This window comes from Rhodococcus sp. NPDC057014, assembly GCF_042673295.1.
Lineage (GTDB): Bacteria > Actinomycetota > Actinomycetes > Mycobacteriales > Mycobacteriaceae > Rhodococcus_F.
Window position 1 is genome coordinate 1 of record NZ_JBHUSF010000105.1, and the last position, 25,375, is coordinate 25,375.

A 25,375-nucleotide genomic window follows, 5' to 3' on the forward strand; every position below is an offset into this window, starting at 1 on the left:
ACGTGCGACAGGTGCCGCCGCGATCGCCGAAGTGTTCGGGGGCCTGACGCCTCGTCCGGGCAGGCGGGGTCTGTCGGTCGGTGTCGGGCACAGGGGGCCCGCCCGCACGACGGTGCCGTCGTACGGGCGGGGTAATCACCCGACGCGCACCAGGGGGATGGTGCGGTCGTGGAGTGCAGCACTGATCCCTCAAAAGGGGGCGCATGTTGCCTGTCTGCGGTTGCGCGGGTGTGCTGCATGCGTGTCTGCGAGTGAAGTTGTGGGTCGGACGTCGTGTCCGGCGGCCTCCTTCTCACGGGTCGGCGGGCTTTCGGAGTGCTTCCGATTGTGGCGGTGATCTGCGCTGTTGCACATGGGTCGTTTGACGCATGGACGTACCTGTTTCTGCGGTTCGCGCGTCCACGCGGTGTTGACCGCGATGCGTCCGCCGTCGACGTCGAGGACGGTTCCTCGGCACAGGATCGGCCGGGCTCGGGCGGGGCGTCGACGCCTGCCTGACCGGACGGTCAGCTCGACACCGCCCTCGGAAACGCCGAAATTTCCGCGATTCGGGATTGCGTGATCTGTGATCACACTTTAGTCTTAGGTGGTCCGGGTATGACGGGCATCACCATCAGACCCGATATGTGCGACTCGACCCGGCCTGGCTTTCAACGGCGCTACCGCAAGCCAGGACGGGCGTCCCGAAACAAGGATTCGCCAGCAACTCGCCGATGCCTCCGGTGAGAGACGCGGCGCTAGTCAAGGAGATACGAAGTGCGAGATGTAGTTGTTGTCGGCGCGGGCCTGGCCGGACTCTCGGCCGGTTGGCGGCTGCGTCATTGGGACACCCTCGTTCTGGAGTCCGACGAGCGCGTCGGTGGCCGTATTCGCTCCGAGCGTCGCGGGTCGTACTGGCTGAACTGGGGTGGCCACGTTTTCGCCGGCCCCGGATCCTCGACCGAAGCCCTGCTCAACGAGGCCGGCGTCATGTCGGTCGACATCCCGGGATCGCTTCAGGCGCTCTCCATGAACGGGAAGTTCCTCAAGAAGGGGCACATCGCCACCTACCCCTTCCGGATCCCGATGTCCCTGTCGGCACGGATGGCGACCATGCGTGCCGGAATGAAGATCGTTGCGGGCGTCGGAAAGTACACCGGCGTGGTGCGGACGCGCGCCGGCGAGTCCGGCGCAATGCGACAGCAGCGAATCTACGACTTCGCGAACGACGAGTCGTTCCTCGATTTCGTCGGAGACTTGCCGGAGGATGCGGCCGCCCTGTTCAAGACCACCGTCACCCGGTCGGCCGGAAACATGGACCAGATCTCAGCCGGTGCAGGCATCGGATACTTCAGCTTGGTACTCGGATTCGGACAGGGCCTGAGTCGAGGCATCGTCGGCGGCCCCTCCACCCTCACCGAGGCTCTCGCCGCGTCGCTGGGCGATCGCGTCCAGTTGGGTGCCGTGGTGCAGGAGGTCGTCCACAAGAAGGAATCGGTCGTCGTCCGCTACCGCCAGAACGGCCGTGACCACGAGGTAGAGGCGCGAACCGTCGTTCTCGCCACGACCGCGGACGTGTCCCATCGGGTCGGCGTCGATCTGCCGCAGGAGCTGCGTGAAGCGCTCGCGCAGATCAAGTACGGACCCCACGTCAGCTCGGCATTCCTCACCGACGAGAAGACGAAGCAGCCGTGGGACGACATCTACGCCATCGCTGCCCCGAAGCGTTCCTTCGCCATTGCGCTGAACCAGGCCAGTATCGTGCGCGGCAGCGAGTCCGTACGTCAGCCGGGCGGCAGCTTCATGACGTTCTCGCCGGCAGCCCTGGGCCAGGCACTGCTCGACAAGAGTGACGAAGAGGTCGTACAGACCCACCTCGCCGATCTCGAGCAGATCCTCGGGCCCGGATTCTCCGACACGGTCGTCGAGGCCAAGGCCGCGCGATGGAAGAACGCGTCGCCCTACAGCTTCCCGGGCCGCGCGAAGCTGCAGCCCACGCTGACTCGTGGAGCGGGTCGCGTCTTCCTGGCCGGTGACTATCTCGGAACGCTCTACACGGAAACATCGATCACTTCCGGGTTCTCCGCCGCACAAGAGGTGACGAGTGTGCTTGCCACACACCGTCAGACACTTGCAAGCAGGCCCGTGGCCGCACAGGCCGCCAGCGCCTGACACTCCGCACACCAACACCCGCCAACGATCCAGGAGCCACTTTTCATGTCCAAGCAACTCAGCGGTGTCCTCACCGCACTGACCACCCCGTTCGACGCCGACGAGCAGATCGACATCGACAAGCTGAAGGTCGTCGTCGATCGCTCGATCAAGGCGGGCGTCGACGGAGTCGTCGCCGCGGGATCGACCGGTGAGGTCGGGGCGCTGTCGTCGGACGAGCGCCTGCGGCTCGTCGACACGGTCATCGAGCACGCCGACGGCCGGGTACCCGTCATCGCTCAGACCGGTGCCACGACCACTGCCGAAGCCATCCGGCTGTCCCGCGCGGCCGAGAAGTCGGGCGCTGACGTGCTCATGCTGATCACCCCGTTCTACGAGCCGCTGTCGACCGAAGAGACGGTGACCTACATCAAGGATGTCGCCTCGTCGGTGGAACTGCCGATCATGCTGTACAACATCCCCGCGGTCACCGGTGTGAACCTGGACCCCGGCACCGTTCGCTCGCTGGCCGAAGAGGTCGACAACATCCGCTACATCAAGGACTCGAGCGCGAACTGGGAACAGGCACTGCAGCTGATCCACCACCACAGTGACGTGATCGGCACGTTCATCGGCTGGGACTCGTACATCTACAGCGCTCTGGTCGAGGGTGCTGCCGGAGTCATGGCGGGTGCCGCGAATGTCGTTCCTGACGAGATCGTCGCAGTCAACCGGCTCATCGCCGACGGCGACCTGCACGGCGCGCTCGCCAAGTGGCGCGACCTGTACCCGGTGATCGATTCGATGATCTCCGTTCCGTTCATCTCCGCCGTCAAGGCAGGCCTTGCCCTGCAGGGCGAGCCGGTCGGAGCTCCCCGTCGCCCCACGGCCGAGCTCCCCGCCGAGCAGGTCGAGCGAATCGGACGGGCTCTGAAGAAGCTCGCTGACCGGAACGGGTAAATCGTGCCGGAAATCGACTGGGCCGAGTTGCTCACGACTCTGGCAGACGGAATCTGGGGACCGATGGCCTATGTCGTCCTGGGCCTGGGGCTGGCATACACCATCGCCATGAAAGGCATTCAGTTCCGGCGCATTCCCGACATGATCCGCCAGCTGAGGGAGCACAGCGAGGGGGAGGGAGGCCTGTCCTCCTTCCAGGCGCTCGTGCTCGCTCTCGGGAGCCGCGTCGGCGTCGGAAGCATCGCGGGCGTCGCAACCGCGGTCGGCGGTGGTGGACCGGGCGCACTGCTGTGGATGGCCGTGACGGGACTCGTCGGCTGCACCGTCGGGTATGCCGAGGCCACCCTTGCGCAGGTGTTCAAACGGCAGGTGGAGGACGAGGACCGGAAGAAGGCCGGCGAAGACATCGGCGGCATGCCGTACTACATCAAGTACGGCCTGAAGCTTCCGAAGGTCGCGGCGCTCATCGCGTTTCTCGGGCTGGTCGGCTACGGCTTCATGTTCCCCGGGTTCCAGGTCAGCACGATTGCTTCCAGTGCTCAGCTGGCGTTCGGGTTGCCGAGCTGGGTGCCTGCGGTCTTCGTCACCGCACTGATCGCCTTGGTGATCTTCGGCGGCACGACGCGGATCGTCAAAGTCACCCAGACTCTCGTCCCGACTCTTGCGATCGGGTACCTCGTGCTCGCACTGGCCGTGATCTTCGCGAACCTCGAAAGCGTCCCCGACGCAATCAAGCTCATCGTGAACTCGGCATTCGGTCTCGATCCCGTTCTCGGCGGTATCGCGGGCGCCGCAGTCGCGTGGGGTGTACGCCGGGCGGTCTTCGCGTCGGCGAACGGCATCGGTGAGGCCACCTTCGCGGCCGCGGCGGCGCGGACCTCGCATCCCGGCAAGCAGGGCCTCGTCCAGACGTTCAGTATCTACATCGACGTCCTGCTGATCTGCATGGCAACGGGTTTGATGATGGTGGTGTCCGGCCAGTACAACGTCTCGGACGGCTCCGGCGGACATCTCGTCGAGAATCTTCCCGGCGTCGAGGCAGGGCCGAACTGGGTCCAGAAGTCCATCGACACCTTGGCGCCGGGATGGGGTGCGGGTTTCATCGCCGTCGCCGTGTTCCTGTTCGGCTTCACCTGCCTGCTGCTGTACTACTACGTGGCGAACTCGAATCTCCTGTTCCTGCTGAACGGGCGAAAGGGACCGGTGCCCAAGCTGATCCTCAAGATCGGCACACTCACCATCGTCTTCGTGGGGTCCGTGGTGAACGCCGGAATCGTCTGGGCCATCGGCGATATCGGGCTCGGAATGATTGCGTGGATCAACCTCGCCTGCCTGGTACTGCTCTTCCCGCTGGTCTACAAGGTCTACCGTGACTTCGAGCAGCAGAAGAAGCACGGGCTCGACCCGACCTTCGACCCGAAGTCGCTCGGCATCGAAGGAGCCGACTTCTGGGAGGAGAGCACTGTCACAGCCGCCACGGCGGATCGCAAAGACTGAGCAGTTCGTTCAAGGACCGTGCACTGCGTCGATACGACGCGGTGCACGGTCCTTTTCGCTGCGCGCGGCAAGCAAGTGGAACTCCGGGCCAATACGCTCACATCTCGGCGAGCGGCGTGACGTTATGTCAGAGCCCCGCTTGACAACACCTATAGCCGGCCAGTGCAGGGAGGTACCCCCATGCGTACAAAATTGGTCACCGACGCGCTAGGGGCGGGCTCTGCGTGGCGCCTCATGGCAGGACTCGATAGGTCAATTCTCGACAGCGACAACGGAGCCCAGTATGCATCGGCCGAGTTGGTTGGCCCAGGCGGCGAGCTGGGAGTGACCAGATCACGAGGTGCGGTCCGAACGTCGGCGGACAACGCCGCTGCCGAGTCGCTGAACGCGACGTTGAAGGAGGCATTCCACCCTCGGTCAGATATGTCCGATCGTGTTCGAGCAGCGATCGGCTACGCTGGCCACCGCTGCATGAGAATTGGTGTCCACATCTCGGCGGGAACGCCCCGCTAGGTACGCGTCGATATGCTGCACGCATCCTTACTGCTGACAGCGAAGAGACGGTGATCGAGTTGTCTGATGCGCAACGTGACCAACCTGGACAGGCTGCACGCCGTGGCGGTCGGCCCATCCTCGACGTCGGCGCGCGGTAACCGTGGACGCGCACATCGTGTTGCCGACCATCGACGGGCAGTCGTTCGCGTCGTTGCGCCGCCGCGCCACGCCGAGAGCGGAGCGGTATTCGCTCGGCAAACGCCTGCGCAAGCAGACACCGCGGTCTGCTCTCGGCGAGTGGCGCGCACCGGACGATCGCCCCGATGTGGTGGATCAGATCGGTGTGTCGCACCGGGGTCGGGTGGAATCCCTGATACCGGTCAGGGTGGGGCGGATGGCGGCCTCGCCGTATGGCTTTCTGCGCGGCACCGCAATCGTGATGGCCCAGGATCTCGCCGGGCTGCCGGCGACCGGAATCCGGCCGGTGATCTGCGGGGACGCGCATCTGGGCAACTTCGGGTTCTACGCCTCGCCGGAGCGCGACCTGGTGCTGGACCTGAACGACTTCGACGAGGCGCATCCCGGCGGTTGGGAATGGGACCTGCGCCGCTTGACCGCGAGCATCTGGGTGGCGGGCCGGCAGAACTCGGCGACCGAGGGGCAATGCGAGAGTGCAGTGCAGTCCTGCGTCGCCACCTATCGCGAGCATGTGCGCTGGCTCGCGGATCAACCATTGCTGGCGCGCTCGTTCGAGCGACTCGACCTCGACCGGCTGCACGCGACGGCGTCGGACGAGTCGCTGCGCCATGAGATCACCCGCGCCGCGGAGCGGGCCCGGCGCCGTGTCAGTGACCGGGCGCTGCCCCGATTCACCGAGCAGGACGAAAAGGGCCGGCGCATCGTGGAGGAGCCGCCGCTGATCACCCGGGTGTCCGAGGCGGAGGCCGAGCATCTCGCCGCCGGGCTCGACGAATACCTCACCACGCTCCCCAGTCACTGGGCACGACTGCTCAGTGGCTACACCGTCGTCGACGTCGCGCACAAAGTGGTCGGCGTGGGCAGCGTCGGACTGCGTGCCTATGTCGTGCTGTGCGAAGGGAGCAGTGCCGACGACGTGGTGTTCCTGCAACTCAAGCAGGCGCGACGATCCGTCGTGGCGCGCTTCGTGCACGGCGAGTCCGCCTGGCACGACCATCAGGGGCGGCGCGTGGTCGAGTACCAGCAGGCCCTGCAGACGGTCAGCGATCCGTTGCTCGGCTGGACCACGGTGGAGGGCCGCCAGTATTACGTGCGGCAGTTCCGGAACATGAAGGGGGCGGTCCCGATCGACAACCTCAGCGCGGCAGCTCTGACCGACTACGCCGGCATCTGCGGGCGTCTGCTCGCGAAGGGCCACGCGCGGACCAGTGGTGCGTCGATGATCGCCGGCTACGTCGGAAAGTCGGACACGCTCGACGTCGCGCTGAGTCGGTTCGCGCACGCCTACGCGGATCAGACCGAACGCGACCACGCGACTTTGGTCGACGCGGTGAAGCGGGGGAAGGTGCCGTGTGAGCCGCCGAATTGAATCGGTGTGCCCCGCGCCCGCCAGAAACCCGACCCCCACCGAGGCGATCGGCCCCTTGCGGGTCTGACCAACCGCCCACCACGGTAGTCAAAGGTGCCGGTGCGGTGAGATGAGCGCGCTGCTCGGCTGTCGGTCGAGGCCACGCGTGCCGATCTGGCGGTATACGGGACCCCGCCTTGCCATTTGGTGTCGGTTCGACACCGACACGGGCGAGGCGGGGTCGAGGTGCCGCAGTCTGACGGGTCGTGATCGGTCGCCGCGACACTTCCTCAGCGTCGGCATCATCTAGAAGGGGCGGAGGCTACGTGTCAGGGAAGTCTGGGTGAACTTTCCCGCGCGCCTCGGGTGGCCGGATCCAGCGCTTGTCATTGGCCAGACGCGATCCGTGCCACGAAGTGCAAACCCTTCACCCGCTTGGCGGCGGTCGCGGGCATAGCCGTACTCGCTCCGGTGATGGGCAGCGGCACCGCGTCGGCCGGTATCGACAGTTCCGGTTCCGTGATCGACGCGGACGGCGATCGCACCGAGGTGATATCGGGACCGATCACTTCTCCGGTCCACGGCTACCGTGGCCGGCCCGCCTGGTCGAGTAGCTCGTGCAGGTCGTCGCCGTAGGGGTTGGTGCCGTGCCGCCACAGGGCCAGGATGCGCCGAAGAGGGTGCGCGGACCCGGGCAGTCGGGGCGGCCCCGATCGATGCCGGCTGAGCGAGGCCAGCGCAGCGTCAACCGCCCGGCGGAGGCGTCGCCCAGTGGGAGCAGTTCGCCCAGGTAGGTTTCGGGCGTGGTCTCGCCGCGTTCGAGCCCGTCGGCGGATTCAGGCGGCGGCGAGCGCCACCACACACATCACGACGGTGAGGAACAGCCGGCGCTCCGCGAGACACACCAGCCCGCCAGTGGGTGAGGAGACTAGTGCGCCTTGGCCGTTCCCTTCCTGCGCGCGGCGGTGTCCGGTCGTGCTTCCGGTGCGGATTCGTCGCGGGACTGCGCCGCCGAGTCACCGGCTGTCATGATCCGAGGTTTGCGGAGTTTGTGCGGCTTCGGCTGTTGCTCATCGTGGACCGCGCCAGACGACGTTGTTTCCGTGCTCGAGCTCTCGTCGACGGTGGAACCCTCGGGAGCCTGCGGGTGGGCGTGCCCGCGACGGCTGATCCTCTTCACCCCGGCGACCAGGTGCCCGCCACCGGCCGCGACGTGCGCGCCGCCCGACCGGAGGCGGTCGCGGAACGTGTCGGCGTGCTCGCTGGTGGCCTCGGCCGTGGCGGCCGCCGTGTCGAGGAGCTCGTCCCGAACCGAATCGCCGAGTTCCGCGATCTCCGGAGACGAGGCGAGGAACTCGGATCCCTGTGCGAGCAGATCCTCAGGCCCTTTGGGGGACCGCCTGCCCGTTCCAGCGATCTTCACGGCCATCTTCAATTGGTGCGTGCGCCCCAGCAGGTATCCGGCGCCGACCGCTGCGGCAACCTCAACTCTGGTTTTGGTTTTCATTATTTTCATGATGGAACCCACTTGCTGTGTGTCGTCGCCACGCACTGCGTCGGGCGTCGGGAGCAGGTGGAGCTGTGGCGCGTCGGTGCGCACGAGGCGTACACCGTGACTACCCCGTGTGCCCGGTCCCCAATCGCAAACTGCATCGGAAGCCCGCTATGCGGAGATGGCCACCATCCCCGCATACGGACCCCGCCCGGACAGGCGGAGTATTGAGCGCGTGACGTCCGACCCTCAGTGGTGTGTGCGGCGACCGATCACCGCGTTGACCACGAATATCAAGATCAGCGCACAGCCTGGAAGCTCCAACGACGCGCAGACTGAGTTGGCCGGTGTCCAGACGGTTTACAGTCTGGAAGAGTGCCTCACGTGCAGGTTCCGCGACCGCTTCTTCGATTTCGGCATCGACGGCGCGGCCAACTTGCCCACGCGCAGGCGAGCGCTGCAATGTCGACCAGCTGGTAGGCGTCTCGGGCGAAGAGCGCGCAAGGCAGAAGGTCGTCGACGACCGCGGGCAGGGTGTTGATCGGGGATTCTTCGGCCGCCTGTAGCGGAAGGATCTGCGAGTGCGCGCGCGTTGGTAAGGACCATCTGTGCGGTCCACCCCTCCGGGCCCGGCTGCGCCAGTGTGAGTACTGTGCCATCCGTGCCGTTGATGACCGTGGGTCCCGGCGCGGGCGCGGAGAGTGCCGAGGGCCACGACGCTGACCTGACCTTCCCGATGATGCCCGGACCCGCCTGGAAACGGCGCCCACGACATAGCGCCTCGAGGATGATCTGTTCATCTCCGGAGGTCTGCTGATTGTCGTGCACGCGTGTCAGGCTTGATGGGACGGGCTGTCGATGACGCGTCGCGGCCCGCGGGAGGGCTCGACTCGAAAGGGAACGTTCATGTCCGAGCAATCGCTGGTCAAACAGGGTGTGGCACAGGGAACGTCGATGGGCGGGGCGGTTCTCCTCATCACTGTCGGCGTTCTCGAATTCCTTCAAGGGATCTCCGCGATCGCCAAGGACCAGGTGATCATCGCCGGCATCGAATATACCTACCAATTCGACGTCACGGCGTGGGGATGGATTTATCTCGTGCTCGGCGTGATCGTCGCCGGGATCGGTGCCGCATTGTTCACCGGGGCCGGCTGGGCGCGTGTCGGCGCGATGACGATCTGCGCTGTATCGATCTTCGCCAACTTCCTGTGGCTGCCCTACTACCCGTGGTGGTCGATCACGATCATCGCACTTAACGCCGTCGTGATCTGGGCGGTCGCCACCTGGAATCCTGAGGCGTTCTGACCGCTGTCAGGACTCAGGAAGCGTCCGCAATGGATGCATTCGCGCTGTGCTCTGTGCGCTGGCAAACCCCTGTACAACCTGCTCTCCCTTCATGAGTGGCCGGAGGACCGGCACCGCAGGTGAATACGGAACGAGTGGCTTCGACCTTTCGCGCAGCCGGTGAGATGCGCCTCGTTCCGGGGCCGCGACGTCCGCCACTGGCGCGATGTTGTGCGATTCACGAGGCGTATGAGGTCGTCCGCTGTGGAACAGCGGTGGCGGACGTTATCCGAGAGCGGTTGGACGACCGCCGGTTGCTGGTGGGATAGCTACCGGGGCATGTGACCGGCGTTTCGGGGAGTCGATTTCCGTGAACTCTTCACTGTCCTCCCTTTTCACGAAAGGTGCGCGGGATCATCGTGAATACCGATGTCGTCTACCTGTCCGCCGGTGTGGCGTTGCTGCTCGCCGCGACCGTTCCGCGCATCGTGCGCAACCGGGCGGTATCGGCGCCGCTGGTGGTGCTCGCGGTCGGAGCGGTGGTGGGAGTGTTTCTCGGAAACGCCGATCTGGTGTCGCCGGTGGCGCATCCCGCGGTGGCCGAGCATGTGAGCGAGGGCTGTGTCATCGTCGCGCTGATGGGTGTCGGCCTGGCGATCGACCGGCCGCTCGGCTTACGGTCGTGGAACTCGACGTGGCGGCTGCTGGGCATCGCGATGCCGCTCGGTATCGCCGCGGTGGCGGTCCTCGGTTGGTGGGCGGCGGCGCTGACACCGGCTGCGGCGCTGCTGCTCGGTGCGGTGCTCGCTCCGACGGATCCGGTGCTGGCCTCCGACGTCCAGGTGGAGGGACCGTCGTCGGGGGACGATTCCGACCGTGAGGACGACGAGGTGCGGTTCGCTCTGACGTCGGAGGCCGGACTCAACGACGCCCTCGCGTTTCCGTTCGTCTATCTGGCGTTGTTCCTGATCACGAAGGGTCCGGCCGAGGATTGGATCGCGCGGTGGTTCCTGTGGGAGTTGGTCGGCAAGTCCGTGCTGGGCGCGGCGATCGGCGCGGTCGCCGGGTACCTGCTCGGCCGGGCGGTGTTCCACTTCCCGATTCCGCATGCGCGGCTGGCCGAGAGTGGTGAACCGATCGTCGCGCTGGCCGCCACGTTCGCCGTGTACGGGCTCACCGAACTCGTCGGTGGGTATGGCTTTCTCGCCGTGTTCGCGTGTGCGGTCGCGCTCCGTCGGATCGAGCGGGCACATACGTATCACGCCGAGATGCACCGTGTGATGGAACAACTCGAGCACGTCCTGACCCTCGCGGTACTGCTGTTGCTGGGCGTCGCGCTCACGTCGGGCCTGCTGGATCACCTGACCTGGGGTGGGGTGCTGGTTGCGGTGGCGCTCGTCGTTGTGATCCGTCCGGTCGTGGGGTGGGTGGCGTTGCTCGGCTGCCGCGAGATGACAATCCAGGAGCGGCGGGTGACCGCGTTCTTCGGTATCCGAGGCGTCGGCTCGATCTACTACCTCGCATTCGCTGCCGCGGTCGCGGGCATCGATCAGGAGAGCGCGTTGTGGTCGACGGCCGCGTTCGCCGTGGTCCTGTCGGTGTTCGTCCACGGCGTCACCGCCACGACCGTCATGCAGTTGCTCGACCGGGGGCGAGGCGACACCGCCGACGACGGCCGAACCGGGTAGAGACGGTTCGGTCGGGCTGGGGCGGAGCGTTCCGCGGCATCTCGACGATGCCGCGGTGGTCGCGTGCACCATCGAAAACCCGGTGACGGACGGCACGGCCTACCTCTGTCGGCTGCCGCCCCGCCGACCTACCGCCGATCCGCGCAGGGAATGTTGGCGGGGGTCAGCGCGACGAGCCAGGTCATGTAGTGCTCGACCACGGTGCCTCCGAGTTCCCGGACAGCGGTGGCAGCGCGGTCGGCCTCCTCCGCGGTCCAGTCGCTGAACGTCGAGAACAGCCGGAACACTTGCCGGTCGTTCAGCTCGATGTTCCACCGGAACGTGCGGACCACGTCGACGGCGAACAGGCCCGAACGAGTGAACTCCGCGGTGAGCGCTGAAACATCCTCCGGATCGGGTCCGGGGCGAGGTGGTGTGCGACGGTCCTGCACGATCCGTGCGACATGCTCCCGGAACGGAGTCCTGGCATCGGGGTCTCCGAAGACGTTCCGCCACACCAGGAACCTTCCGTTGTCGGTCAGCGTGCGGTGGATCTTCGGAAGAGCGATATCGAGGTCGATCCAGTGAATCGATGTCGCCGCGATTGCGATATCGAAGGCCTTCTCCGGAAGCTCGGCGTCCTCGACGCATTCGACGATGACGGCCGCTTCGGGATGTGCACGTCGAAGGTGTGCGGCGAGCCGGCGGCCGGGCTCCACCGCCGTGACGTTCAGGCCCGCGGCGATCAGGGGACCGGTCGCCTGCCCCGTTCCCGCTCCGATGTCCAGGGCGCGGAGGCCGGGCTCGAGAACACCGAGACCGCGAAGACTGTCCCACAGGGCAGGCGGATACGGCGGCCGCGCCTCACCGTAGATGCAGGCGTGCGCCTCGAAATGCATCGGATCGACCACGCCCGACAGTCTAGATTCCTGCGCAGACCGGCATGGTCGTCGATCCGCTGTCGCAGGACGTGCCGTCAGCCGAGCTCCTCGGCCAACGCGACGATGATGCCCGCGGGCCCGCGGACGTAGCAGAGCCGGTAGCTGTCCTGGTACTGCGCTACCTCACCGACGAGTTCCGCGCCGTGGGCTCGCAGACCGGCGACCGTGGCGTCGACGTCGTCGACGGCGAACATGATGCTCCGTAGACCCAGCGTGTTCCCCAGTGCGTTCTTCGGCTCGGCGCTGACGGCCGTCGGGTGGTGGAACTTCGTCAGCTCGAGCCGGCCGTGGCCGTCCGGGGTCCGCATCATCGTGATGTCGACTCGGACGCCGTCGAGCCCGTTGATGCGGTCCACCCAAGGTCCCTCGATCTGCGCCGCGCCCTCCCGCTCCATGCCGAGTTCGACAAAGAACGCAATAGCAGCCTCGAGGTCGTCGACGACGACGCTCACGTGGTCCATCCGCTGAATCGCCATGTGGTTCTCCCTAGTGGTCGCGCGGCCTGTCGTGGCCGCTGGTGTATCTGGGACGGAGCCGGCGCCGCATTCTCGACATCCGTGTAGAGAGTCCAGCTGGCGAGTTCTCATCGGTGCGCTGTTTCAGGGCCGGTACGTCGTCAGTGGCAACGGGTGCTCGGCGGGCCACAGCTGCAGCAAGACCGCCACGTCACTCCGGTCGGCGTCCCGTCCTCGCCCGTGGACCCGGATGATGCCATTCGGTATGCCGATCCGTCGAAGACGGACCGGAAATTCCACTCGCGCATCGGGAATCGGTAGGTCAATGGAGCGTGGGTCGGTAGATCAGCTCCTGGATGTGACCGTCGAGTGTCCGGTGCTCGATCAGTTCCAGGTCGAAGTCGGCCGCACCCTGGAAGATCGGGTCGTCACCGGTCTGACCGGTGATCACCGGGAACAGCGTCACCTGCAGGCGGTCGACGAGGCCGGCGGCCAACAGTGCCCTGTTCATCGACAGGCTGCCGTGGGAACGCAGCGGCACGTCGGACTCCTGCTTGAGCCGGGCGACGACGTCGACGGCGTCGCCGCTCACGATGGTCGCGTCCGGCCAGTCCAGAGGTCCTTCCAACGTCGTCGACACCACCGTTGCCGGCAGACTCCTCATCCGAGTGACCCACGGGTCACGCACTTCGGACTCTTCGGTGCTCGATTCCAGCATCTGTGCAAATGCCCGATACGTGTTGGCCCCGAAGACCATCCGCTGCTCCGACCCGTACAGAGAAAGGCGGTGGTCGAGCAACTCGGGGCCTTGCTTGCCCCAGTACCCTCCCCAGTCTCCGTCGCTGACGCCGCCGTAGCCGTCGAGGCTGGAAAAGACGTCGAAAGTGTAGGTCGCGGTCATGTCGTTCTCCTCGAGTCACGTTTGATCGATGTAGGTACTGACTGGGAACCAATGCAAAACTCATCGTCGCCGATGGGGCGCAGCGTCGCGCGGGGTTCCGTGAGGTGGCTCTCCGCCCGCTACAGCCCCGGGGTCGCGCTGTGGCGGGCCGAGCGGATCGCCTCTGTCGGAGGGGCGAACTACTCTGACCATCGCGACGGGCAACAGGTCGCCACTCACTGCCCCAGACCGGTGATCTGATCACGGTCCTGATCTGCGGAGTTCCGCGGATTGGCAGGCGTGCGGCGACCTGTTCCTCTGTGCAGAGCGGACCACGAGGGCCGCCACAGACACCGCGATCCCGGCCACCGCCGCGGACACCGATACCCACTGTGCTGCCGACACCTGTGCTTCAATCGCGTTATGCGCAAGTCACTGCTGATAGTCGCGTTGATCGCATCCTGGTCGGTTGCCGGGGCTGTGCCTGCGGAGGCTGCACCAACGCAGCCGTCCTGGTCGGGGGAGTACTCGCTGAAGCGCTTCGCCGCGACGAAGACCGGTACGAGTCTGGCAGCGCGGCAGTGGGAGCCCGACTTCGCTGATACGTACCGATTCGAGACGAGTTGCACGGACGACTCCTGCGTTGCCACCGTGACCGATGGGCCCACGCCGGCCAATCCAACGCTGCCGCTACCACCGCGGTACACCTGGGACGGGACCAGCTGGGTCCACACCTACGACTGGGAGTGGGACTGCTACCAAGGCGAGGGCGTGCCGAAGGTGTGGGCACCCGCGCACTCGGTTGCGTACTACACACCGCAACCCGACGGGACGCTGACCGGTTCCTGGCGCACCGATATCGACAGCGGCCCGTGCGAAGGATCAGTGGTCATGGACGTCGCCGCCTATCCCGTCCAGCCGCCACCCGGACCATTCGGCAGCAGTTCATAGGACGCGGACACAGAGCGGCCACACACCATCTGCACCCTTGCCTAGCTGCCGACCTGTGAGCATGCCCAGCGCTCATAGATCACGCGCGAGCCGAACGTCCTGGTCTCGACGAGGTCCAGCGGAACGTTTTCGGTGACCGGCGGCAGGAACGGCGTGCCGCCGCCGACGACGATCGGATTGCGGAACATGCGCAGCTCGTCTACGAGGCCGAGCTCGATTGCTGCCGCGGCCAGGCCGGCGCCGCCGATCGCGACGTCCTTGTCGGTCGCGGCGAGCGCTGCGGCGATCTCCTCGGCCACCGACGCCTCGGCGAGCCGGGCGTTGCCGTGAACGCTGTCGAGCGTGCGGCTGAAGACGACCTTCGGGACAGTGCACCAGACGTCGGCGAACGCGGCCTGGGGCTCGTGGTCGCGCATCGACGGGTCGGTTTCCCACGGAAGCATGGTCTCGTAGAGCTTACGGCCGCAGAGATAGCCGCCGAGCCCGCGTATCTGCTCGATGTGGAAACGGAACTGCTCGTCGTTGGGCACCGTCCACCCGAATCCGCCCTTCCGGTCGGCGATGAAGCCGTCCACCGAGACGCTCATCGAGTAGATCAGCATGGCAATGTCATCGTTGAGCTGGACATTCCGCTCTCCATCCTTCTGCACGCTGCTCAGCCACACACTGTGATCGATCGCGAGACGACGACGGTCCGTCGTGGGCGGTCCACGCGATCGTACGGCGGGTGTCGGCACATGCAGCACCCGATCGACGATCATGGACGGCATGGCGAACACGAGAACCCAGCCGGGCGAGATCGTCCGAGAGTCGTACGCGGCCAGATCCCATGAGTACACGGATCTCTTCGGCTCCATGGCGACGACACACCCGTCTGATCGGACCCTGGTGAGCAGCTGGGCCGCCGCCCTGACGGGTCCCGTGCTCGACGCCGGATGCGGTCCGGGGCAGTGGACCGACTTCGTGGCCGCATGCGGAGTCGATGTGAGCGGGATCGACCTCGTGCCCGAGTTCGTGGAACGGGCTCGCGCGCAATATCCGGACCTCTCGTTCCGCGTCGGCAGCTTCGAGGCAATGGACGCCGCGACAGAGTCACTGGGTGGTGTGTTGTCCTGGTACTCGCTCATTCACCACAGTCCGCACGACATCCAGCGTCCGCTCGCCGAGTTCGCGCGCGTGATCCGACCGGGCGGAGGGCTTCTGGTCGGCTTCTTCGAAGGAGCGACCGTGGAGAAATTCGATCATGCCGTGACCACTGCTCATCGTTGGCCGGTTGCCGAACTCGGACGGCAACTAGCCGAGGCCGGCTTCGAGGTGATCGAGACACATACCCGAACCGGGAGCGGCTGCAGGCCTCACGGCGCAATCACCGCACGCCGGCGGAGCACCCGGTGACGGCTACAGCCGTGGGTCCACCGGCTCGGACTCGAGCGTCAGAACCGCGAACACCGTTTCGTGGACTCGCCACAGCGGGTCGCCTTCGGTGAATCTGGTCAGCGCCTCGAGGCCGAGCGCATGTTCGCGCAGGGCCATCGATCGTTTGCGACCGAGTGAGCGGTCGCGGAGAACGTCGAGGTTCTCGGTGTAATCGGGGCCGTAGATGATTCGCAGGTACTCCCGCCCCCGCACCTTGATGCCCGGCTGAATTCTCCGGTGTGCCAGTTCTGCGGGTGTGGGGCCGAGTGGCTTGACCACCATGCCCTCGCCGCCGGCATCGGTCAGTCGCGACCACCAGGTGGTCGCCGCGTCCCGGGACTCGTCGGAGGTGAGATCGACGAACCGGTGCCTGGTCTCGGCGATGAGGGGATCGTCGAGTGCCGCGAGCTTCGCGAGGTGCCACGAGTGCGGTTCGGTGACTGCGGTTGCGCGGCCTTCACACGCAAGGATGTGGAACGGCGCGAGCCGCACCCCGTCCAGGCCGGTCACCGGCCGGCAGTACCGCGCGTACGCGTCCCTGAAACGACGGGCGTTGGCTGCGCGGGTTCGGCTGTGGGTCAACAGGTCTGCGACGTCCAACCCTCGCGCCGCAGCGCTTTCCAGTGCGGTGATCGCGTCCGGCAGCGCCGCACCCGCCGCGGCGCCGACCGATGCGTACTGGCTGCGGATCAGCTCTCCTGCCTTCGCCGACCACGGCAGCAGTTCGCAATCGAGCGCCAGCCACGACGATTCGAGGTCGTCCATCAGCGGCCCGCACGCGGTGCGGAGCCGGTCCACCAGTGAGCTCATGGTGGTCGGGTCGTCGAAGAACGGTCGGCCGGTGCGGGTGTAGACGATCCCCGAGCTTCCGTCGGTGACGCCGAACCGCTCCGCGGCGGTTGCGGCGTCGCGGGCCAGCACGGCGATCGCCCGCGAACCCATGTGCTTCTCCTCGCACACGATCTCGGTGACCCCACTTGCCGCGAACTCGGCGAAGGCCTGCGCGGGGTGCTCCAGGTAGCTGTCGAGGCTCGAGGCGGCCGGCGGAGCCATGGTCGGCGGCAGGTACACCAGCCATCGCGGGTCGACGGCGAACCGGCTCATGATCTCGAGCGCGGCGGCGGAGTTCTCCTCGCGCACCTTGATGCGTCCCTTGTGGTAGCGGACGTCGATGTGCCGTGTTCCGCGCACGTCGTCGACCGACAACAGGGCAGGATCGCGCTCCGTCCGACGACCCGGCGTGGCCGGCCCCGTGCCGAGTGGTCGCGCCGGTGCGAACCACACCTGCTCCGCCGGAACGGACACGATGTCCTTCTCGGGGTATCGCAGGGCGGTCAGCTTTCCGCCGAAGACGACTCCGGTATCGAGGCAGATGGTGTTGTTGATCCACTCGGTCTCCGGCACGGGGGTGTGGCCGTAGACGACGACGGCCCGTCCGCGGTACTCGTGGGCCCACGGGTACCGCACCGGCAGTCCGTACTCGTCGGTCTCGCCGGTGGTGTCGCCGTACAGGGCGAACGAACGCACGCGCGCCGATGCGCGGCCGTGGTAGGCCTCCTTCAGCCCGGCGTGCGCGACCACCAGATTGCCGCCGTCGAGTTCGTAGTGGCTGATCAGGCCGTCGATGAAGGCGTGCGCCGACGTACGGAAGCCGTCGGATTCCGCGGCGAGCTGATCGAGCGACTCCTGCAGACCGTGCGAGGCTGCGACCTTCCGGCCGTGCAGCGCCCGGGCGAGCTTCTGTTCGTGATTTCCCGAGACGCACAGCGCCGTTCCGGCCGCCACCATGCCCATCACCAGGCGCAGCACTCCCGGGGTGTCCGGTCCGCGGTCGACCAGGTCGCCGACGAACACGGCGGTCCGCCCCTCGGGGTGGTGGGCGCCGGCACCATCGGGCTGGAGCCGCCAGCCGAGTTCCCGCAGCAGCGTTTCCAGTTCGCTTCGGCAGCCGTGCACGTCGCCGATGATGTCGAACGGTCCGGTCAGATCCCGCTTGTCGGTCCAGGCCTTCTCGGTCGACACCGTCGCCGAGTCGATGGCGTCGACTCCGGTGAGCATGTGCACGCGCCGGAACCCTTCGCGTCCGATCTTCGGCAGTGACCGCCGAAGATCCTTGGACTGGCGTCGGATCACGTGTGCACCGAAGTCGCGGTCCGGTCGGGTCGCGTTGCGCGCGATCGCGACGTCGTCGGGAACGTCGATCACGATCGCGTCCACCAGGACGTCGTGGGACTTGGCCAGATCGATCAAGGCCTTGCGCGCTTCACGCTGCACATTCGTGGCATCGACGACCGTGAGCAGACCGCGCCGCAGCCGGGTCCCGGCGATGTAGAGCAGCACGTCGAAGGCGTCCGAGGTTGCGGCCTGGTCGTTTTCGTCGTCGGCCACGAGCCCCCGGCAGAAGTCGGACGACAGCACCTGGGTCGGGGCGAAATGCCGTGCGGCGAAGCCGGATTTGCCGCTGCCGGACACGCCCACGAGAACCACCAGCGACAGTGCAGGCACGGAGATGTCAGGCATCGGCGCCACCCGCCCGTGCGAAGACCGCCATCTGGGTCGGTGGACCGACCTCGGGGTCGTCCTCGCCGACCGGCCGGAAGTCGGCGGTGTATCCGTGGATCCGGCAGACGGTGCCTGCCCACGAGCGGAATTCGGCCCTGGACCACTCGAAGCGGTGGTCGCGGTGACGCATTCCCTCGAGTTCGGGGTACCGCACGTTGTACTCGGAGTTGGGTGTCGTCACGATCACGTGCCCGGGCCGCGCGGCACCGAAGATCACCTGTTCGAGTGCGGTGAGCCGCGGCGGGTCGATGTGCTCGATGACCTCCATCAACACGGCAGCGTCGTAGCCGGCGAACCTGTGGTCGGTGTAGGTGAGGGCTGCCTGGAACAGTTGCAGACGCTCGCGGCGTCGCTCCGGCATCCGATCGAGCCGCAGTCGGCGTGCCGCGATCGTCAGCGCCCGGGTCGACACGTCGACGCCGGCGATCTCGGTGAAACGGGGATCGTTCAGCAGTGCGGCGACGAGTCGACCGGAACCGCATCCGAGGTCGATGACGGTGCGGGCGTCCAGTTCGCAGAGTGCGCCGAGGACCGCCTCGCGCCGAAGCAGGTTCAGCGGCGGTGCGGCCGTCGTGTCCGCCCCGCACACAATGCCCGCCGCGTCGCTGCCGGGCTCCTCGTCGACCGGTGGTTCCAGCTGCTCCGGGACGTCGTCGCCGAGTTCGGCGAGCCGCTCGAACGCCGAGCGCGTCAGGGCGGACTGATGCCGCAGGTAGCGGCTGGTGATGAGGTGTGTCTCCGGATGCTCCGCGAGCCAGGATCCACCGGCCCGGATCAGCTTGTCGACCTCGTCGGAGGCGACCCAATAATGCTTGGCGTCGTCGAGCACCGGAAGCAGGACATAGAGGTGATTGAGGGCGTCGGCGAGCCGGATGTCGCCGCGCAGGGTGAGCCGCACATAGCGGGAGTCACCCCATTCCGGAAACGCTTCGTCGAGTGGCACGGGGCGTGCCTCGACAGTCCACCCCAGCGGGGTGAAGAGGCGTTCGGCCAACTGCGGACCACCTCGACACGGCAGCGCGGGCAGCGAAATCTCCAGGGGGATCGGCGTGGCGGCCAACTCCGGCTTGACGGTGCATCGTCCCGCGCGGGCGGTGCGGAAGACGTCCGCCAACGCCACCGACAGCAGCGACGACGCGGCGTACGGACGGTCGTTGACGTACTGGCCGAGCGCGTAGTCGGCGGACCTGCCCGCTGTGCGGGCGAGCCGGATCGCATCGACATCGAGCAACAGTGCCGCCGTGCAACGATTCTCGTTCGCCTCGGGATAGAACACGCGTGCGACACCGCAGGATTGGGTGAACTCCTGAACCCGATCGGGGTGCTTGTGCAGCAGGTATCCGAGATCGGTTGCCGGGCGCACCGTCGTGGAAATCGTCAGGATCACCAGGCACAGTCTGCCGTAGCCAGGGCGTCCGCCGCACCCGGATTTCGGTCGGGTCGGAGGAGGCCGAACTCCGACGACGACGATCTCACATGCTGTCGAAGATGCGCTGTTCCGGGACGCCGGCGTTCTGTGCCGAGGTGACGGCGTCGAGGAGGTCGTCGGTAAGTTGCTCGAAGGTGGCGGTGCGGACCCGTTCCGGCGGCCGATCGCTCGGTTGGGTGGTCAGGAAGCAGTGCAGCATCGCGCAGGTGTCGCGCACGTGTTCGAGCGCCCGGCGTTGGTCGTCGTTCATCGCAGGTCCGATTGGCGTTCGACGCCGGGCGTCGGCGTCTCGTGGGGTTCCCTGGGCGGGCAGGCGTGGTCGACCGCCCGCAGCAAATCGTGGGTGAGTCGTCGGTAGGTGGAGAGCCATCGGTGGTCGACGGGTTCGTCGCGCAGATACGCAGTCAGGGTGGCGGTGTTCTCGCCGGTATCCAACCATCGGCGCAGGTCGGTGGTGCGATCCTGGACGTGCTGCAACAAAGTGTGTGGCGAAACGGGCATCGAGTCTCCTCTGGTGTGGAATTCCCTTCGGCGAGAATGAATTTCACGTGGCGGCGAGCTTCCCGAGCCATTGTTGCGTATACCGGTGTCCGATGCCGGTGTTTCCCGGTCTGTGCCACCACGGCCGGGGTCGGACCAACTCGTGACTGCCGACGGCTGATCGGTCGGCCCGCGCCGGAAAACTTGCTCGACTCCGGTTCCGTCGCGGTGGTGGCGGGCGGACAATCGATGGGTACGACATCAAGCCCATGACCGAGAAGGAGTGGAGCCGTGAACCGGACCGACCTCCCACAGACACTGCGGAGATCATCGAAGGAGGTGCAGGCCGCTTTCGCTACGGCACACGAGACAGCCGTTCGGCGGTACGGCGAGGGCGAGGAGGCTCAACGAGCGGCGTACGGGGAGCTCAAACAATCGTACGAACTCGTGACCGACCACTGGGTGCCCAAGCAGGACTGATGTCGCACCCGTGAGTACTTCTCAACCGCCGGACGTTGACAAGTGCTCACGGGTGGATGGGCCTCAGACGACGGCTGACCAGATCTCGTCGACGGACCGATCGGAAGCGTCGGTGCGGAGAGCCTGAGCGACGAGCAGGCGTCCGGTGTTTTCCAGGTGCCCGCGCATCGCGGCTTCTGCCTCGTCGGGGTGCCCGGCGATGATCGCGTCGATGACCGGTGTGTGCTCGTCGTCGATGTCGGTGAGGGTTCTGGTCTTGTCGGCGGTGTTGGCCCCGAGGAGCCTGGTGGTCTCGCGCAGTGTCTTGACGATCGCGCGGGCCCGGCTGTTGTCGGCGGCATCGAGGATCAGGTCGTGAAGCCCGAGGTCATGATGGGCGAACTGGTGTTCGTCGCCGACGGCGGCCGCGTCCCGCATCAGGCGCTGTTGGCGTAGTAATGCGTTCGACAGGGTGGGGTCGGATGCGGTCGCGGCCTTGCGGACGGCGGGAAGTTCCAGCGCCAATCGGACTGCGAAGATCTCGGCGATCTCCTTGGGCTGGGGGAGCAGAATGCGGAAGCCCTGCCGGGCCTCGAACTTGATGAGTCCCACTTCCTCGAGGCGGAGCAGCGCGTCGCGCACGGGGGTGCGGGAGATGCCCAGGCCCTCGGCTAGTTGGTAGACCGAATACTTCACTCCCGGCTTCATGCGGCCGTCGTCGATGGCTGCCCGCACGGCCGCGACGGCCTGCTCCATCCGTCGTCCCGGGAACGGGGTGAGCGGTTCGAGTTCGAGCGCTTCGTCTGCCACCCGAACACTGTAACAACACGGGACTGTTCGTAGCATGCTAGAAGCTGTAGCATGCTACGAATGATCACCGCTGAATCACTGGCCGCTGAGCTGCGCAGTTCTGGAGTGAGCGATGTTCTCTCCGACGGCACGACCCGCGCCGCCTATTCGTCCGACGCTTCCCTCTACCGGGTGCGGCCGCTGGTCGTCGCGCGGCCACGACACGCCGACGAGGTCGAGGCGGCGCTCGCGGTGTGCCGCCGGGAGGGCGTCTCCCTGACCAGTCGTGGGGGCGGCACCTCGGTGGCGGGCAACGCGGTCGGGACCGGACTGATCCTGGACTTCAGCCGGCACATGAACCGGGTGCTCTCCGTCGACCCGGACGCACAGACCGCCACGGTGGAGCCGGGCACGATCCAGGTGGTGCTGCAGCAGGCCGCTGCCGCCCACGGGTTGCGGTTCGGCCCCGATCCGTCGACGTTCACGCGCTGCACGATCGGCGGCATGATCGGCAACAACGCCTGCGGGTCCCGCACCCTCGGATACGGCCGGACCTCGGACAACGTGACGGGCCTCCACGTGCTCACCGGAACCGGGGAGTCGCTGCGACTGGGCGCGGCGGGTGAGCTGCCGGCATCCCCGGCGCTGAGTGCATTGCAGCAGGTCACCCGCGGCGGCCTGGCGACCATCCGCACCGAACTCGGCCAGTTCGGCCGTCAGGTGTCCGGCTATGCCCTCGAACATCTCCTGCCGGAGAACCGGTTCGACGTGACCCGCATGCTGGTCGGCACCGAGGGCACGCTCACGGTGGCGACCCAGGCCACGGTACGACTGGTGTCCGAGCCCGCCCACCGCGTTCTGGTCGTCCTGGGATACCCCGACATCGCGTCGGCGGGGGACGCGACCCCGCTGGTGCTGAAGTTCGATCCGACGGCCTGCGAGGGGATCGATTCCCGGATCGTCGACGTCGTGCGTGAGCGTCGCGGCCCGGAGGCGGTGCCGCCGCTGCCGACGGGGGCGGCCTGGTTGTTCGTCGAGGTCGTCGGCGAACAGCTCGACGAGACGATCGCCCGGGCTCGGCAGGTCGGACGGGACTGCGGCGCCGTGGACAGCCTCGTGGTCACCGACGCCGCCCGCGCCGCCGAGTTGTGGCGGATCCGGGCCGACGGAGCCGGGCTTGCCGGGCGCAGCCCCGCCGGACTGCCCGCGCATGCGGGGTGGGAGGACGCGGCGGTGCCACCGGCGATGCTGGGCAACTACCTCCGCGACTTCGATGCGCTGATGAACGAATACAACGTCACCGGCCTGCCGTACGGGCATTTCGGTGACGGTTGCCTGCACGTGCGCATCGACTGGCCGCTCGACGAGCCCGGCGGCAGCGGCATCTTCCGGGAGTTCCTGGTGGCGGCAAGCACACTGGTCGCCGGCTACGGCGGTTCGCTGTCGGGTGAGCACGGTGACGGCCGCGCCCGCAGCGAACTCCTCCCGCTGATGTACTCACCGGACGCGATGACACTCTTCGCCGCCGTCAAGCACGTGTTCGACCCGGACAACATCCTCAACCCGGGTGTCGTCGTCGATCCCCGCCCGGTAGATGCGGATCTGCGGGTACCTGCTGCCCCGCTCGTGCGCCGTCGACTCGCGATGGCCTATCACCACGACGACGGCGACTTCACCCAGGCCGTGCACCGCTGCACCGGCGTCGGGAAGTGCCGGGCCGACAACACCGCCACCGGGGGCGTGATGTGCCCGTCGTATCAGGCGACCCGGGAGGAGAAGGACTCCACCCGCGGCCGCGCGCGCGTCCTGCAGGAAATGATCAACGGCACCGCCGTCGACGGAGGCTGGCGTTCGCCGGAGGTCCACGACGCCCTCGACCTGTGCCTGTCCTGCAAGGGTTGTTCCTCGGACTGCCCGACCGGGGTCGACATGGCCGCGTTCAAATCCGAAGTGCTGCACCAGAGCTACAAGGGTCGCATCCGCCCTGCCTCCCACTACTCGCTGGGGTGGCTCCCACGCTGGGCGAAGATCGCCAGCCGAGCCCCCGGCCCGGTCAACGCCGTGATGCGCATACCCGGCATCGGACCGCTGGCATTGTCGTCGGCCGGAGTGGACAGGCGCCGCACCATCCCACCGTTCGCGAAGCAGACGTTCCGGTCCTGGTTCAAGGCCACCGAGAACGACCGTGCCACCACCGGTGACCCGGTGCTGCTGTTCGTGGACTCGTTCACCAACTACTTCACTCCCGAGGTCGGGCACGCCACCGTGCGGGTGCTCGAGGCCGCCGGTTACCGACCGCAGTTGACCGACAAGCAGCAGTGCTGCGGACTGACCTGGATCTCGACCGGTCAACTCACCGCGGCGAAGAAGATCCTCGGACGCACCGTCGACGCACTGTCCGGCAGCGCCGCGGCCGGAGTCCCGATCGTCGGCATGGAGCCGTCCTGCACCGGGGTGCTGCGTTCGGACGCCGCGGAACTGCTGGGCAGGGCGGTCGCCGACCCGGTCGCCGGGGCCACCCGCACCCTGGCGGAGCTGCTGACGGACCGAGGGTGGGAACCGCCGTCTCTGGAAGGCAAATCGGTTGTCGCGCAGCCGCACTGTCATCACCATTCGGTGATGGGGTGGAGTCCGGACGCGCAGCTCCTGGAGAACGCCGGTGCACAGGTGCAGCGGTTGGGCGGATGCTGCGGCCTGGCCGGGAACTTCGGCGTCGAGAAGGGACACTACGAGGTGTCGGTGGCCGTCGCCGAGCAGCAGCTCCTCCCGGCCGTGGCCGGAGCCGATGCCGACACCACCATCCTCGCGGACGGCTACTCCTGCCGCACCCAGCTCGCTGATCTGACCGATCGTCGCGGCGACCACCTGGCGCAGCTGCTCGCCGCGCAGCTCGACGCCGATGCTGCACGGCGACGGGACTGAACGTCGCGTGCGCGCACGGCAAGGGGCGGCGGCGGGAGACGGTGGGTCTCGCCTGCCGCCGCCCCGGGTGTCAGTTCGTGACGGGTGCGGGGTGAGTGGTGACGGGTGGGTTGATGCGACGGCGAAGCCGGTAGGCGATCAGAGTCGCGACAAGGGCTCCGACGCTCAGGGAGATCTGCGAGCGCGACGATTCGACGTAGAACATCGACACCAGCACGGCGAGGATGCCGCCTGCGGCGAGGATGGACAGGTAGGGGAACAGCCACATCTTCAGGCGGAGTCGGGCGACTTCGTCACGGGTCATCAGGCCACGCAGTTTGATCTGCGACATCGCGATCATGAGGTAGACCATCAGGATGGTGGCGCCGGAGGCGTTGAGCAGGAAGGCGAACACGGTGTCGGGGGAGAGGTAGTCCAGGCCGACGCAGGCGAAGCCGACGAGGGTTGCGAGGAGCAACGAGTTGCGGGGGACGCCGCGGCTGTCCAGCTTTGCGATGCTTTGTGGCGCATCGCCTTTGTGCGCGAGGGTGAAGAGCATCCGCGAGGACGTGTAGAGGCCGGAGTTCAGGCAGGAGAGTACGGCGACGAGCACCACGGCGTTCATGATGTCGGGTCCGCCGGGGATGCCCATCTGGGCGAGGGCGTCGACGAACGGCGACTGGCCGACCGTGACGTCGGTCCAGGGGACGATGACGGCGAGCAGCAGCACGGAGCCGATGTAGAAGAATCCGATGCGGGCGATCACGGAGTTGGTGGCCTTGGCGACGGCTTTCTCCGGCTCGGCGGATTCGGCGGCGGCGATGGTGGCGATTTCGGGGCCGACCATGGAGAAGACGGCGACGACGACGCCGGAGAGGATGACGGTCCAGCCGTTGGGGGTGAAGCCGCCGTGATCGGTGAGGTTGGAGAAGTCGGCGGAATGGCTCGGCCACAGGCCGAAGACGTAGGCGGCACCGAGGGCGAGGAACAGCAGGATCGCGGCGACCTTGATCCCTGCGAACCAGTATTCGAACTCGCCGA

General features: G+C 66.9%; 21 protein-coding genes and 1 pseudogene. 11 read left to right on the top strand and 11 right to left on the bottom strand.

The window, feature by feature from the left end; all coding sequences use genetic code 11:
- The first annotated feature begins 756 nt into the window (after positions 1-756).
- From ACFTZB_RS21055 to ACFTZB_RS21075, 5 genes and pseudogenes are all read left to right on the top strand, one after another.
- Entirely contained in the window at positions 757-2,151 is a 1,395-nt protein-coding gene (locus ACFTZB_RS21055; protein ID WP_378433877.1) for a protoporphyrinogen/coproporphyrinogen oxidase, read from the top strand.
- 45 nt (positions 2,152-2,196) lie between these two features.
- Complete coding sequence (gene dapA, locus ACFTZB_RS21060) at positions 2,197-3,090, top strand: 4-hydroxy-tetrahydrodipicolinate synthase (RefSeq protein ID WP_378433878.1); 894 nt, start codon at positions 2,197-2,199, stop codon at positions 3,088-3,090.
- Positions 3,091-3,093: 3 nt separating this feature from the next.
- Positions 3,094-4,587 (top strand): alanine/glycine:cation symporter family protein, encoded by a 1,494-nt coding sequence (locus ACFTZB_RS21065; protein WP_378433879.1) that lies wholly within the window; start codon positions 3,094-3,096, stop codon positions 4,585-4,587.
- Positions 4,588-4,767: 180 nt separating this feature from the next.
- A pseudogene (locus tag ACFTZB_RS21070) lies at positions 4,768-5,062 on the top strand (IS3 family transposase); the annotation flags it as partial.
- A gap of 180 nt (positions 5,063-5,242) precedes the next feature.
- The gene (locus ACFTZB_RS21075; protein WP_378433880.1) at positions 5,243-6,649 is read left to right on the top strand and encodes a DUF2252 domain-containing protein; all 1,407 of its coding nucleotides are present in this window, start codon (positions 5,243-5,245) and stop codon (positions 6,647-6,649) included.
- Between the two features lie 907 nt (positions 6,650-7,556).
- Here ACFTZB_RS21075 and ACFTZB_RS21080 read toward each other — a convergent pair.
- Entirely contained in the window at positions 7,557-8,135 is a 579-nt protein-coding gene (locus tag ACFTZB_RS21080; RefSeq protein WP_378433881.1) for a hypothetical protein, read from the bottom strand.
- An 891-nt stretch (positions 8,136-9,026) separates the two neighbouring features.
- Here ACFTZB_RS21080 and ACFTZB_RS21085 point away from each other — a divergent pair.
- Entirely contained in the window at positions 9,027-9,425 is a 399-nt protein-coding gene (locus ACFTZB_RS21085; RefSeq protein WP_378433882.1) for a hypothetical protein, read from the top strand.
- 395 nt (positions 9,426-9,820) lie between these two features.
- On the top strand, positions 9,821-11,092 hold the full coding sequence (locus tag ACFTZB_RS21090) for a cation:proton antiporter (protein WP_378433895.1): 1,272 nt from the start codon (positions 9,821-9,823) through the stop codon (positions 11,090-11,092).
- 128 nt (positions 11,093-11,220) lie between these two features.
- On the opposite strand, the gene ACFTZB_RS21095 is transcribed toward ACFTZB_RS21090, so the two are convergent.
- From ACFTZB_RS21095 to ACFTZB_RS21105, 3 genes are all read right to left on the bottom strand, one after another.
- A complete protein-coding gene (locus ACFTZB_RS21095; RefSeq protein ID WP_378433883.1) occupies positions 11,221-11,982 on the bottom strand; it encodes a class I SAM-dependent methyltransferase in 762 nt (253 codons plus the stop codon).
- 65 nt (positions 11,983-12,047) lie between these two features.
- Entirely contained in the window at positions 12,048-12,488 is a 441-nt protein-coding gene (locus ACFTZB_RS21100) for a VOC family protein (protein WP_378433884.1), read from the bottom strand.
- Positions 12,489-12,789: 301 nt separating this feature from the next.
- A complete protein-coding gene (locus ACFTZB_RS21105; protein WP_124394022.1) occupies positions 12,790-13,368 on the bottom strand; it encodes a dihydrofolate reductase family protein in 579 nt (192 codons plus the stop codon).
- A 402-nt stretch (positions 13,369-13,770) separates the two neighbouring features.
- On the opposite strand from ACFTZB_RS21105, the gene ACFTZB_RS21110 reads away from it, so the two are divergent.
- Entirely contained in the window at positions 13,771-14,298 is a 528-nt protein-coding gene (locus ACFTZB_RS21110; protein ID WP_378433885.1) for a hypothetical protein, read from the top strand.
- Between the two features lie 41 nt (positions 14,299-14,339).
- On the opposite strand, the gene ACFTZB_RS21115 is transcribed toward ACFTZB_RS21110, so the two are convergent.
- Positions 14,340-15,137, bottom strand: coding sequence for a dihydrofolate reductase family protein (locus ACFTZB_RS21115; protein WP_378433886.1), 798 nt, complete (start codon positions 15,135-15,137; stop codon positions 14,340-14,342).
- On the opposite strand from ACFTZB_RS21115, the gene ACFTZB_RS21120 reads away from it, so the two are divergent.
- Positions 15,067-15,693 carry a class I SAM-dependent methyltransferase gene (locus tag ACFTZB_RS21120; RefSeq protein ID WP_378433887.1) on the top strand — a complete coding sequence of 209 codons (627 nt, stop codon included), beginning with the start codon at positions 15,067-15,069 and terminating at the stop codon, positions 15,691-15,693. The two genes, ACFTZB_RS21115 and ACFTZB_RS21120, sit on opposite strands and share 71 nt — an antisense overlap.
- A 3-nt stretch (positions 15,694-15,696) precedes the next feature.
- On the opposite strand, the gene ACFTZB_RS21125 is transcribed toward ACFTZB_RS21120, so the two are convergent.
- The 4 genes from ACFTZB_RS21125 to ACFTZB_RS21140 all read right to left on the bottom strand — a co-directional run bounded on the left by ACFTZB_RS21125 (position 15,697) and on the right by ACFTZB_RS21140 (position 20,206).
- Positions 15,697-18,234, bottom strand: coding sequence for a polynucleotide kinase-phosphatase (locus ACFTZB_RS21125; protein WP_378433888.1), 2,538 nt, complete (start codon positions 18,232-18,234; stop codon positions 15,697-15,699).
- A complete protein-coding gene (locus tag ACFTZB_RS21130) occupies positions 18,227-19,663 on the bottom strand; it encodes a 3' terminal RNA ribose 2'-O-methyltransferase Hen1 (protein ID WP_378433889.1) in 1,437 nt (478 codons plus the stop codon). Before ACFTZB_RS21130 ends, ACFTZB_RS21125 begins: the two co-directional genes overlap by 8 nt.
- Positions 19,664-19,748: 85 nt before the next feature.
- Complete coding sequence (locus ACFTZB_RS21135; protein ID WP_378433890.1) at positions 19,749-19,955, bottom strand: hypothetical protein; 207 nt, start codon at positions 19,953-19,955, stop codon at positions 19,749-19,751.
- Positions 19,952-20,206 (bottom strand): hypothetical protein, encoded by a 255-nt coding sequence (locus ACFTZB_RS21140; RefSeq protein ID WP_378433891.1) that lies wholly within the window; start codon positions 20,204-20,206, stop codon positions 19,952-19,954. Before ACFTZB_RS21140 ends, ACFTZB_RS21135 begins: the two co-directional genes overlap by 4 nt.
- Positions 20,207-20,476: 270 nt before the next feature.
- On the opposite strand from ACFTZB_RS21140, the gene ACFTZB_RS21145 reads away from it, so the two are divergent.
- Positions 20,477-20,665 (top strand): ChaB family protein, encoded by a 189-nt coding sequence (locus ACFTZB_RS21145; RefSeq protein ID WP_012687742.1) that lies wholly within the window; start codon positions 20,477-20,479, stop codon positions 20,663-20,665.
- A 63-nt stretch (positions 20,666-20,728) separates the two neighbouring features.
- Here ACFTZB_RS21145 and ACFTZB_RS21150 read toward each other — a convergent pair whose 3' ends face one another.
- Positions 20,729-21,454 (bottom strand): GntR family transcriptional regulator, encoded by a 726-nt coding sequence (locus ACFTZB_RS21150; RefSeq protein WP_378433892.1) that lies wholly within the window; start codon positions 21,452-21,454, stop codon positions 20,729-20,731.
- Positions 21,455-21,505: 51 nt separating this feature from the next.
- Here ACFTZB_RS21150 and ACFTZB_RS21155 point away from each other — a divergent pair, with 51 nt between their 5' ends.
- Positions 21,506-24,355, top strand: a complete 2,850-nt coding sequence (locus tag ACFTZB_RS21155) for an FAD-binding and (Fe-S)-binding domain-containing protein (RefSeq protein WP_378433893.1) — start codon at positions 21,506-21,508, stop codon at positions 24,353-24,355.
- Between the two features lie 70 nt (positions 24,356-24,425).
- Here the strand turns inward: ACFTZB_RS21155 and ACFTZB_RS21160 are convergent.
- Positions 24,426-25,375: GABA permease (locus tag ACFTZB_RS21160; RefSeq protein WP_378433894.1), on the bottom strand; the 950-nt coding region annotated here is incomplete at its 5' end.

Coding starts and splice junctions, on each gene's coding strand:
- ACFTZB_RS21120 (WP_378433887.1), top strand. CDS start 15,067: ATGGCGAACACGAGAACCCAGCCGGGCGAGATCGTCCGAGAGTCGTAC.
- ACFTZB_RS21080 (WP_378433881.1), bottom strand. CDS start 8,135: ATGAAAACCAAAACCAGAGTTGAGGTTGCCGCAGCGGTCGGCGCCGGA.
- ACFTZB_RS21100 (WP_378433884.1), bottom strand. CDS start 12,488: ATGGCGATTCAGCGGATGGACCACGTGAGCGTCGTCGTCGACGACCTC.
- ACFTZB_RS21155 (WP_378433893.1), top strand. CDS start 21,506: ATGCTACGAATGATCACCGCTGAATCACTGGCCGCTGAGCTGCGCAGT.
- ACFTZB_RS21140 (WP_378433891.1), bottom strand. CDS start 20,206: ATGCCCGTTTCGCCACACACTTTGTTGCAGCACGTCCAGGATCGCACC.
- ACFTZB_RS21135 (WP_378433890.1), bottom strand. CDS start 19,955: ATGAACGACGACCAACGCCGGGCGCTCGAACACGTGCGCGACACCTGC.
- ACFTZB_RS21105 (WP_124394022.1), bottom strand. CDS start 13,368: ATGACCGCGACCTACACTTTCGACGTCTTTTCCAGCCTCGACGGCTAC.
- ACFTZB_RS21110 (WP_378433885.1), top strand. CDS start 13,771: ATGCGCAAGTCACTGCTGATAGTCGCGTTGATCGCATCCTGGTCGGTT.
- dapA (WP_378433878.1), top strand. CDS start 2,197: ATGTCCAAGCAACTCAGCGGTGTCCTCACCGCACTGACCACCCCGTTC.
- ACFTZB_RS21125 (WP_378433888.1), bottom strand. CDS start 18,234: ATGCCTGACATCTCCGTGCCTGCACTGTCGCTGGTGGTTCTCGTGGGC.
- ACFTZB_RS21085 (WP_378433882.1), top strand. CDS start 9,027: ATGTCCGAGCAATCGCTGGTCAAACAGGGTGTGGCACAGGGAACGTCG.